Genomic DNA, 9,259 nt, shown 5'->3' with positions numbered 1-9,259 from the left:
CATCTATCTCACTTGGAGAATCTTTTGATGTGAATATATTTTCTAAAAACATTGGTGATTACGGAGATATTCATATTTTATCAATTGGATTTCCATCTCTAGAAATAATAACTGATGAAGTCAAGGTAATAAATTCTGATTTTAATCACCAGTATCACTTTATTAAAAAAAATACTTTGGTTGGTAGTAATTATTCTGCAGGTGATCAAAAAGTCAAATCACAGTATGCGTTAATTGAGATTATGAATAGACCGTCTCCTCCAAATGGTTCTTATGATTTTCAATTAATGGTAACCCCAAAAAATGTTGGACTCTATGAAATTTATGTTAAATCAATCGAAATTCCCCATACCAGTGAACTATCTCATTTTCCACATCAAGGAATGCTAGACCCACAAGGCGAATACGTTTCAGTATACTCTGTAATGGTGAATCCCTAATATCTAATTGAGATGAACGATATACATGAAACTAGAATCTAATCTCATACAGAAATCTCAACGTATATTTCTGCTAGGAAATTTGTTGATGAGTTTAGGTATTTTGCTTGTAACTGTTGGAGGAAGCTGGGATATTACAAATCACGTGTTAAACAAACCTGAATCATTTGCATCTGTACCTCACGGCGTAATGTATTCCGGCGTTGCACTAGCTTTGATTGGAACTGTCATGTCGTTTTTAATCTGGCACAAAATTGAAGACAAAAAATATTTGAAAATTTCTCTAAAGTTGGGAATAATTGGTATTGTGGTATTGATTAGCGCAGGACCAATTGATTTTCTCTGGCATTCTAACTTTGGATTAGATGGATTGCTCAGTCCACCACATATGTCTCTGATATTTGGCATGATCTTAACCAGTATTGGTGGAATGGTTGGCCTTGTACGGTATCATATTTTATCTCAGTCGAAATCTTCAAAATTTCTAATTGTAATTGGATTGTTGCCTATCTGGCTTGCAAGTTCTGGACTGATTTCATCTCTGTCTCTGCCTTTTTCCAATACTGATTTTTTTAATTTCAATCCAGAACCCGTCACTGCAATGATTGTTGCCACTTTATGTTATCCATTTTTGATCTCTTTGATTTTGATCAGCTCCTCTAGATTGTCTAAAAACAAATTTGGAATTATCTCTCTAATCGGAGGATTGTTTTTGGCAATCTATGGCTCCACTGCCATCTTGCCAAACTTTACAATGAGTGATACTGTCTTGTTTTATTCTACCAATTTGCTTCCTTTGGTTGCATCTGATTATATCATTTCAAAATTAAACTACAAACATGTAAAATACATTGGCGCTGGAATCTTGGGCTCTACATTTTACATGTTTTACTATCCATACATCATGTACACGTATAACGAAGTTTTATTGGGAAAACTAGTCTCACCTAGCTTGATTTACAGCATTTATTTTGAATTAATTACTGATGTGTTTCTAATCACTTTGATTCCTGCCGTTCTTGCAGCGTTTGCTGGATGTTATTTTTCAAAACGTGTTTGTGAGAAAATTGAGGCATAGTCATGGATTTGATTGCAAGATGCCGAATATGTAAAACAAAGTTTTCAATTCCAGAGATGGGACCTTGTAGTGATTTGGAATATGAAAAGTATCTGCAAGATTCAGGTGTATCTTGCAAGTGTGGGGATAATGACTGGGAATTGTTGGATTAGATTTTAGAGTTTAATTGAACCATCTCTAAGTGCATTTTTAAAAATGTCAATGTATTGTTCAACAGAACAATTTCTTAAGGATACCGGCATTTCAGATGGATCAAATTTTTCAATCATTTTTACTTTTTTTCTAACAACAAATCTCACAGGACGAGGTACATTTTCAGCGTATTTTTTGTTTATGTAGTCAATTATTTCGTTAATCTCTTGTTGGTTCATTATTAAACAAAATAAAAATTTGAATTAAACTTTTCTTAAATTTTTACAATCATTTGATATTTCAAAACATGGAATTGAAATCATCTTATAATGCAATTACTTTGCTTCCCTGTTCTGCAGATTCAAATTTGTATATTCTCTCCACATTTGAATCCTCAAATATTTCTGCATCATGAGTAATTATGATAAATTGCATTGGTTTTCCAATATTTGCAATATCTGATAATTGAGACAGCACTCCTACAAGGGCTTTTTTGCGCTCTGCGTCAAGGTGAGTTGTAGGTTCATCTAGTATCATTAAATTAAGATTTGATGCCCCGAGCAAACTTGCCATGCCTAATCTAAGGGCAAGTGCAACACTAACTTGTTCTCCCCCACTTAGGGATTCCAAATCCAACACTTCGCTTTTAGAATAACATGTAATTGATATGTCTCTTGCTTTTTCTGATAGTGCAATCCGTTGAATTTTTGTGTTAAGCAGTGTGAGATACTCTGAAGATTTTGCAGAGATTGTATTTAGTGCCCATGATCTTAAACTCATTGCAACAGGACCATCTCTGCTAAAAATATTCATTTGAATTATATCTAATTTCTCTACATATTTTTTAACAACTTTAAGATCAGATACAATCTTTTGTGTTGATTTTATCTGTTCTTCATACTTTGATATTTTTTCTATTATTGCACCAAGGCGTTGATCTGTTTGTGACAGAGTGGTTTGTTTTTCATTAATTGATTTTTTTAAATTTAAAAATTCCTCCTCATTAAATCCTTTAGTCTCTTCTTCTAATTTTGTAATACTCTCAAAAATTCTTTTTGCATTAGAGTCTATTTGAGATATTTCTAATAAATTACCATTAATGGATAATGGAATTTTTTGTACATTTTCTTTTTTCAATTTTATTTCCCCTTGAATTTTTCTTATATCTTCTTGATCCTTAATAGAATGTGCTCTTAATGTTGCTTCAGCATCTCTTACGTCTTGTAGTTTTTTAGAAAATTCTATTCTTTTTTGGTTATATGCTACACGTTCTTTTTCTGCAGAAATTATTTGTTCTTTAATGGTTATGATCTCTTGCTTTAGGTGTTCTTCTTGAAATAATGGATTTAGTTTTTCAACTTTAGAGTCACATACTGGACATTTGTTGTCCTTTAATTGGATTTTTTCGGCCAACAGTAGTTTTTCTTTTAGTGATGCAACTTTTCCGGTTAATTCCTGAATTCTTTTTTGGTTTTCTTCTACTGCTAACTCTATTCTTTCCATTTTTTGCTCCAAGTCATTTTTCAGACTGATATGCTCAAAACACCCCTCACAATCACGTATTTTGTGCTCTTTTTCGGTAATTTCTTGCTGAATCGCTTGAATTGCTTCCTTTGCATATGATTGTAGTTCTTTTTTCCTTAATTCTAGTTGATTGATTTTATCTATTTTTGGGGTTTCAATTTCTAATTTTGCTCTAAGTGATGACACTTCTTTTTGTAATTCTATTTGTTTAATCACAAGTTGTTCTTTTTGTGGTCTAGATTCTTCTAGATCTATAATGGATTTTTGCAGTTCTCGTAATAAAATATCAATATGTGTATCATCATATCCTTTTTCATCTCTTATTTTTTCACGGAAATTTTTGGTAATTGTTTTCATTGCCTCTGATGCTACATCAAGTTTGTCGATTCCAATTATTGCATTTAGTAGTTCTTTGAACTCTTTTGGTTTTGCTTTGATGATTGCATTTAATTCACCTTGTTGTACTATTGATGCGATCTTTAATTTCTCAAAACCTAAACCTATTGTTTTTTCAACTTCCTGTGTCATCGATTCACCAAATTGTTTTCTTTCACCAGCTGCAATTTCTAAAAATTCGTCATTAACATTCTCACTAAATTTTGCAGCAAGACCACCTTTGTTATCTATTTTTCTTACTGCCTGGTATTGTTTTCCATTAATATTAAACTCTACTTTGGCAAACCCTTGATTGGATCCTCTCTTTATCAATCCTTTGTTTGATTTTCTAGTGTGCTGCCCGAACAATGCAAATGTAATTGCATCTATGATGCTTGATTTTCCTGCTCCATTTTGTCCTACAAAAACTGTTACACCATTTCCAAATTCTAATTTTGTTTGGGAGTGTGATAAAAAATCTCCTAATTCAATTGCTGTTATCATTTACTTTCTCCTTTTTGAATTTTTCAAAGTTTTCAACTATAATTTGAGTGGCTTCTTTGAGCTGGGCAGATGATAATAATGGAAGTAATTCTTTTATGGCAAAATTTGCAATTTGTTCTGAGCCACTTGCGTCAACTGATAATCTGAGCATCTCATCATCAATTGTACTTGGTCTTTCTAGGAATACTGATGAATCTGATATTTCTTTTGATGTGATTCTCCAAAAACATCTCAATGTCTGTTGATATAATCTTGAAATCTGTGCCTGAATTTGGTCTGTTTCTATATCCTCGCCTTGAATTTTTATTTCTACTATGGGTTTTCGTTCTATACTGCCTATTTTTGAAGAAATTTCATCTACTGTTTTTGTTAATTCATCATAGTTAGTTTTAAATGAAAATTGCTGTCTTGTATCTAGTTCAATCCAATTATTTTTTACTTCTTTTTCAGAAATGTCTACTTCGAAGAACCCTTTCTTAATCTCCTTAATTCCTTCACTTGTTGTTAATTCTATTGATCCTGGATAAGCTACTGGTCCATTTAGATGACTAAATTGTTTGATGTCATGATCATGTAAATGACCCATTGCATAATATGTAAAATTTTTTGGTAAATCTGTTGACTGCAACTCTCCTGCAAATTTGTTAAACTCTGTAACTCCTTGATGTAACACTAAAATTTTATGCCCTGTGTGTTTACTTGCAATTTCATCAATTGTTCTGAATTTGTCTTCGAATTGAGGAATTTCTGTTTTTCTAATTTTATCAAATCCAGCTATTAAGACTCCTTTATGATTAATTGGATTTCCTTGCCCAATGTATCTTGAGAATTCCAAATTATGATAAACATATGGGATCGGTGTTGCACGAATTCTACTTATGTCGTGTTCTCCTAAAATAAAAAATGAATCTATGTTGTTATTTTTTAATCTCTTTAACGCATTTGCCATTTGAACAATTGCAGTTCCATTTGGATTTGGTACATGAAAAATATCCCCTGCAAATATTACAAAATCAACATGATCTTTAATTGAAATATCTATCGCTTGATTAAAAACATGGTATACGTCTTGTTCTCGTTCTTCTGAACCATATTGCACTAATCCTAGATGGGTATCTGAAATATGTGAAAACAGCATTTAATCTAACAACAAATCTTTTTTGACGAGTCCTTGAGTTGATTCAACGGCAATCTCATTCATCTTTTCTGCATTTGCCCATGCATTAACAGCGCTTTGGTCTGCACCCATTATCTTTTCTTTTACTTCTTCAACATGAACTAGTGAGGGTAAGTTGGTCCATTGTCCTACTAGCACTGCGTCTCCTACGTTCAAAGAAGTCAATTGAGCAATTAATTCACGACTAGTAGATTCTGTAGCTGCTGCTATCTGACGTTGATCATCTTCTTGTATTATTTTCATTATTGCAAAAGATCCTAGTTGACTGAGAACATTTAGATCTACACTTCTTGGTCTCTGAGATACTATTCCTAAACCTAATCCGAATTTTCTTCCCTCTCTGGCAATTTTAGCAGCCCAGTATTTTGCACTCGTATCGTGATCTTTTGGAATAAACACATGTGCTTCTTCTATTATTACAAAAATTGGTGAATCAAACTTGTAATTTCTCTCCCTTTTGGATCTTCCATGTTTTACAATACTGGCATCTTTTCTGTCTTTGAGTAACTGTTGCAAATAAAATGCCAGAGCAACATTTGCTTGTTTTTCAGATAATTCTGAAATGTTTAAGATGTTTGTGCGCCCTTCTTTGATAAAACTAATTGGGTCTCCCATATCTGGATCCAATATGTCTTCGAATCTTCTTTGAGCCTCCTCTATGATGTCTTGAACTCTATACGCTGATGTTCTGATTTCTTTAATTTTTTTGTCTTCTGAATTTACAATGAACTCTACCTCTGTTTCTAATTTCTTCCAAAATTCTTTTGATTCTTTTACTTGTTTTGTAAATGCCATTCTTAGTACTCTTTGTTGTACATTGGCACCGTCTCTAATCTCTAATACTTCTGATAACTGATCTGCATCCAATAATCTTGGATTAATTTTTGCATCAATTACATTGATTCGAGGAATGTTTAATGTTGTATAGTCATTATGATAATCAAAAATTATTACTGTTCCTTTTAGTTTACCAATTTGTTTTGTAATTAGTGAAACAAGATTACTTTTCCCCATACCTGTCATCGCTAGAATTCCTAAATGTCTTGCAACAATTTTATCGAGATTAATTTTAGCTTCAATTGATTTTTCTCTTAATAAATTTCCAATTTTTACCCAACCTGCTTTTTCTGGGCTGAAAATAGCCTCCAAATCCTCTTTTGTTGGTTGTGATATTGGAGTTCCTGGAATTGGTGGTACTGCTGGTATGATTGATTGGCCTTTTCGTAAATTTTCTAAAAATCCTAAAATCCCAATATGCGCAGTGTATGTTTTATCTCTCTTGTTTATCTCTGCAATTTCTGTGCTTTCTGAAGCTTCGTCAAAATTTTTAACATCTGCAAATGCTGCACTTGATACCGATGACTTTTCAACTAGTCCTAAAATTTCTCCTTCATCGGAATCAATTTTGATGTACTCCCCTACGGAAAGTGGTCTTGATGTAATTGCCGTCACGAACGTAGGCTTTGATTCACCTATGACAAAACCTACGTTCATCCTAAAACCTCACGTGAACCTATTTCATTACTTAATCCCAACAGACTAACCATTTTTGCAAGTTCCTTGTCAGATATTTTACAGTTGTTATGAGCAAGCTTTAGTGCATATGGATATCCGCCCACACTACTTTTGTACAATTTATTCATTATAGACATGATTTCATCATCTCCCCGATGTCCTCCTAAAAATTCAAGTTTTATAATTGGAGTAGAGTCACTCAATCTAACAAATGTAGATGAGATTACTTTATCCGCACCATATTTTTTTTCAACAAATATTTTGCTGAATCCAGGTCCTTTTGTAATATGATTATAATAAAAAATATCTCCTGCTAATGATCCCAAGTCTTCAAATTGTTTTTTTGTGTTTGATGTCTTTGCAATGAAAATTACATTATCTCTTTTTTTCATAGTTTTTACAACCATTGCATCCAATGATGATTGTCTTGTCATAAATTGCGAGTGCAGTGAACCATCCATTAATACCAAATCTACTAAATCCACGGTTTTTTCACACGCTTCAATTTCCATCTTACTGGCAATTTTTGAAAGATCTATATCTGAACCAAGTCCTGAATCATGTAAATCTACTAACACTTCACCATCTGATTTAATCGATACTGCAGTTGTGGCCCAAAGTTCAATTCCTTGAAATCTTGTATTGTTAAAACTACTGTCTATCCCTGCTGTTACTACGTTCTGTTTTGTAGGCACAAACTCTACCCAATTTTCTTTTGCTTTTTTTAAAATCTGTTCGAATTTAGGCCCCTTTAGAATTGAAAGCATTTTTTCTCTGTTTATGATCGCATCCTTGTAAACTGTATTTAGCACAACAATACTTTGTCAGTTTAAATAAAATCTTTAGGTTATACTGAAAGTTAACCTGTGTCTTACTTGTGTTAAACTATCCTATTCTTCCTTGCAAAACTACTTTCTCATCAGTACCAGAAGGTGTTGAACTATCGATGTATCTGATTTCATACCAGTCTCCAATGTCCACTAGTTTGCCGTCTATGTAGCGCGGAATTTTTATCTTGACCTCAAATATGTTTGTGTTTGGTCCTGTCTCAATTAGATATGAAGAGTTTGCATCAAAAGCAGAATTTGACAATGTAGTTCTGATTCCCCCTTTTCCTCTATACTCTAATTTGCTAAGAGGTATTCTGTCATTATCTTGAGAATCCAAATTTGCATCTGGTTCGTAAATTCTCACAGTAAACACTCGTCCAATCCTTGAACTATCCCCTGATGTCTCTACTGCAGCATATGATTTTGTCAGTGGAATTGATTTTGTTATGGTCTGATTACTTCCAGTACTATCTGATGCGTCTAGATATTTTATCAAGACAACATCATTTTGATTCAGAGCTCTACCGTTAATTGTATCTGGAAGTTGTAGTTTTACAAAGAACTGACCTGTATTCGGACCTGTCTCTGTAATAGTTGAAGGGCCACTAATTGAAACCCCGTTAATTGAAAATTCAAATAATCCTTGTGTTGATACTACATCCACTCCATTGTGAGCCAAATTCAAATCCTCGTCTGTAATGTAAAAATTAATTACACTTCCTGCATCTGCTGGTACCTCTCGAATATTTCCAGACGATTGAGGTGTTTTGTTGTATGTATTGGTTTGAGTTTTCTCTAGATCTTTAATTGGAATCTCTGTACTTGGAGTTTGATCAATCTTATCTTCCTTGGCGATGATTACTCCCAATCCCCTCTTTTCTAATTTCTGTGCAGTTACAGATTTAACACATATTGGATACCCGTTGTTTCGAATGACCAAACTATGTCCTTCTTTGCAAGTTACATCTTCAGCTGCAATGCCTCTGTCCATCTGTTTTCTTGGAGATTCTGCAAAGGCTTGATTTACCATTAAAGATAACGCCAAAACCAGAATCATTCCTAAAATTACTTTATCTTTCAAATCAAACCTCACAACAAAATTAGTGATTTTTACGATAAATAGTTTGATGATAAATCATCCACAAAAATAAATTATCATCTGTGATAATTTCCCAATTCGTTATAACTGATTTATCCACAAATACGATGAGTAATTTGAAAATAATTCTACTTGTAATCATACCATTGGCATTAATTCCAACTGGAATTGCTTTTGGCAATCATATCTTTAGCGGGGATGCGTTTGCACAGTATCTGGATATTGCACAACTCTCGGCTGAAAAATACACACTACAAGTCGGTGACAAATCATATGACATCTACTATGGATATCATGGAAGTTTTGAAGTTGACGTAAACAAACCGTCTGAAGACCTACCACAATTATCTGCAATTAACATCAACACAGAAAAAAAATCCCTTGAAATAACAATGGAGAGTGTTCCATCCGATAGTGTATTATGGCTACGTCTACCACTAGAAGTAATCTCTGCTGAAGATGCCCAGTACAAACTATTCATTGATGGTAAAGAAACTCTGTATGATACTACCAAATTTCCTCAAGATTATGCACTCGGTATGATTATCCCAAAAGACACAAAGCATATTGAAATTATTGGAACCC

The 9,259-nt window shown here is 33.3% G+C and carries 10 protein-coding genes; 4 read left to right on the top strand and 6 right to left on the bottom strand.

The features are described from left to right. From BG20_RS03075 to BG20_RS12355, 3 genes are all read left to right on the top strand, one after another. Positions 1 to 440, top strand: a 440-nt coding sequence (locus tag BG20_RS03075; protein ID WP_010190792.1) for a hypothetical protein, incomplete at its 5' end; no start/stop codon positions are given. 88 nt (positions 441 to 528) lie between these two features. Next, complete coding sequence (locus tag BG20_RS03070; protein WP_133936195.1) at positions 529 to 1,518, top strand: hypothetical protein; 990 nt, start codon at positions 529 to 531, stop codon at positions 1,516 to 1,518. Between the two features lie 2 nt (positions 1,519 to 1,520). Further along, a complete protein-coding gene (locus BG20_RS12355; protein WP_157999270.1) occupies positions 1,521 to 1,670 on the top strand; it encodes a hypothetical protein in 150 nt (49 codons plus the stop codon). Between the two features lie 3 nt (positions 1,671 to 1,673). Here the strand turns inward: BG20_RS12355 and BG20_RS03065 are convergent, their stop codons facing one another. From BG20_RS03065 to BG20_RS03040, 6 genes are all read right to left on the bottom strand, one after another. Next, a complete protein-coding gene (locus BG20_RS03065) occupies positions 1,674 to 1,889 on the bottom strand; it encodes a hypothetical protein (RefSeq protein ID WP_010190788.1) in 216 nt (71 codons plus the stop codon). A gap of 85 nt (positions 1,890 to 1,974) precedes the next feature. Further along, positions 1,975 to 4,053 (bottom strand): ATP-binding protein, encoded by a 2,079-nt coding sequence (locus tag BG20_RS03060; protein WP_010190786.1) that lies wholly within the window; start codon positions 4,051 to 4,053, stop codon positions 1,975 to 1,977. Next, a complete protein-coding gene (locus BG20_RS03055; RefSeq protein WP_010190784.1) occupies positions 4,037 to 5,191 on the bottom strand; it encodes a DNA repair exonuclease in 1,155 nt (384 codons plus the stop codon). Before BG20_RS03055 ends, BG20_RS03060 begins: the two co-directional genes overlap by 17 nt. Next, positions 5,192 to 6,724 (bottom strand): ATP-binding protein, encoded by a 1,533-nt coding sequence (locus BG20_RS03050; protein WP_010190782.1) that lies wholly within the window; start codon positions 6,722 to 6,724, stop codon positions 5,192 to 5,194. Next, positions 6,721 to 7,557, bottom strand: a complete 837-nt coding sequence (locus tag BG20_RS03045) for a DNA double-strand break repair nuclease NurA (protein ID WP_010190781.1) — start codon at positions 7,555 to 7,557, stop codon at positions 6,721 to 6,723. The genes BG20_RS03050 and BG20_RS03045 overlap by 4 nt, the downstream gene beginning before the upstream one ends. A gap of 73 nt (positions 7,558 to 7,630) precedes the next feature. Beyond that, entirely contained in the window at positions 7,631 to 8,605 is a 975-nt protein-coding gene (locus BG20_RS03040) for a hypothetical protein (RefSeq protein ID WP_193353011.1), read from the bottom strand. 176 nt (positions 8,606 to 8,781) lie between these two features. Between BG20_RS03040 and BG20_RS03035 the strand changes: the two genes are divergently transcribed. Further along, on the top strand, positions 8,782 to 9,259 hold a 478-nt coding region (locus BG20_RS03035), incomplete at its 3' end, for a hypothetical protein (protein ID WP_010190779.1).

Origin of the sequence: Candidatus Nitrosarchaeum limnium BG20, from assembly GCF_000241145.1 — an archaeon.
GTDB classification, from domain to species: Archaea; Thermoproteota; Nitrososphaeria; order Nitrososphaerales; family Nitrosopumilaceae; genus Nitrosarchaeum; species Nitrosarchaeum limnae.
Note: the sequence above shows the minus strand (reverse complement) of the source record. Positions and strands in the feature narration are given on the sequence as shown.

Coding starts and splice junctions, on each gene's coding strand:
- BG20_RS03070 (WP_133936195.1), top strand. CDS start 529: ATGAGTTTAGGTATTTTGCTTGTAACTGTTGGAGGAAGCTGGGATATT.
- BG20_RS12355 (WP_157999270.1), top strand. CDS start 1,521: ATGGATTTGATTGCAAGATGCCGAATATGTAAAACAAAGTTTTCAATT.
- BG20_RS03065 (WP_010190788.1), bottom strand. CDS start 1,889: ATGAACCAACAAGAGATTAACGAAATAATTGACTACATAAACAAAAAA.
- BG20_RS03060 (WP_010190786.1), bottom strand. CDS start 4,053: ATGATAACAGCAATTGAATTAGGAGATTTTTTATCACACTCCCAAACA.
- BG20_RS03055 (WP_010190784.1), bottom strand. CDS start 5,191: ATGCTGTTTTCACATATTTCAGATACCCATCTAGGATTAGTGCAATAT.
- BG20_RS03050 (WP_010190782.1), bottom strand. CDS start 6,724: ATGAACGTAGGTTTTGTCATAGGTGAATCAAAGCCTACGTTCGTGACG.
- BG20_RS03040 (WP_193353011.1), bottom strand. CDS start 8,605: ATGGTAAATCAAGCCTTTGCAGAATCTCCAAGAAAACAGATGGACAGA.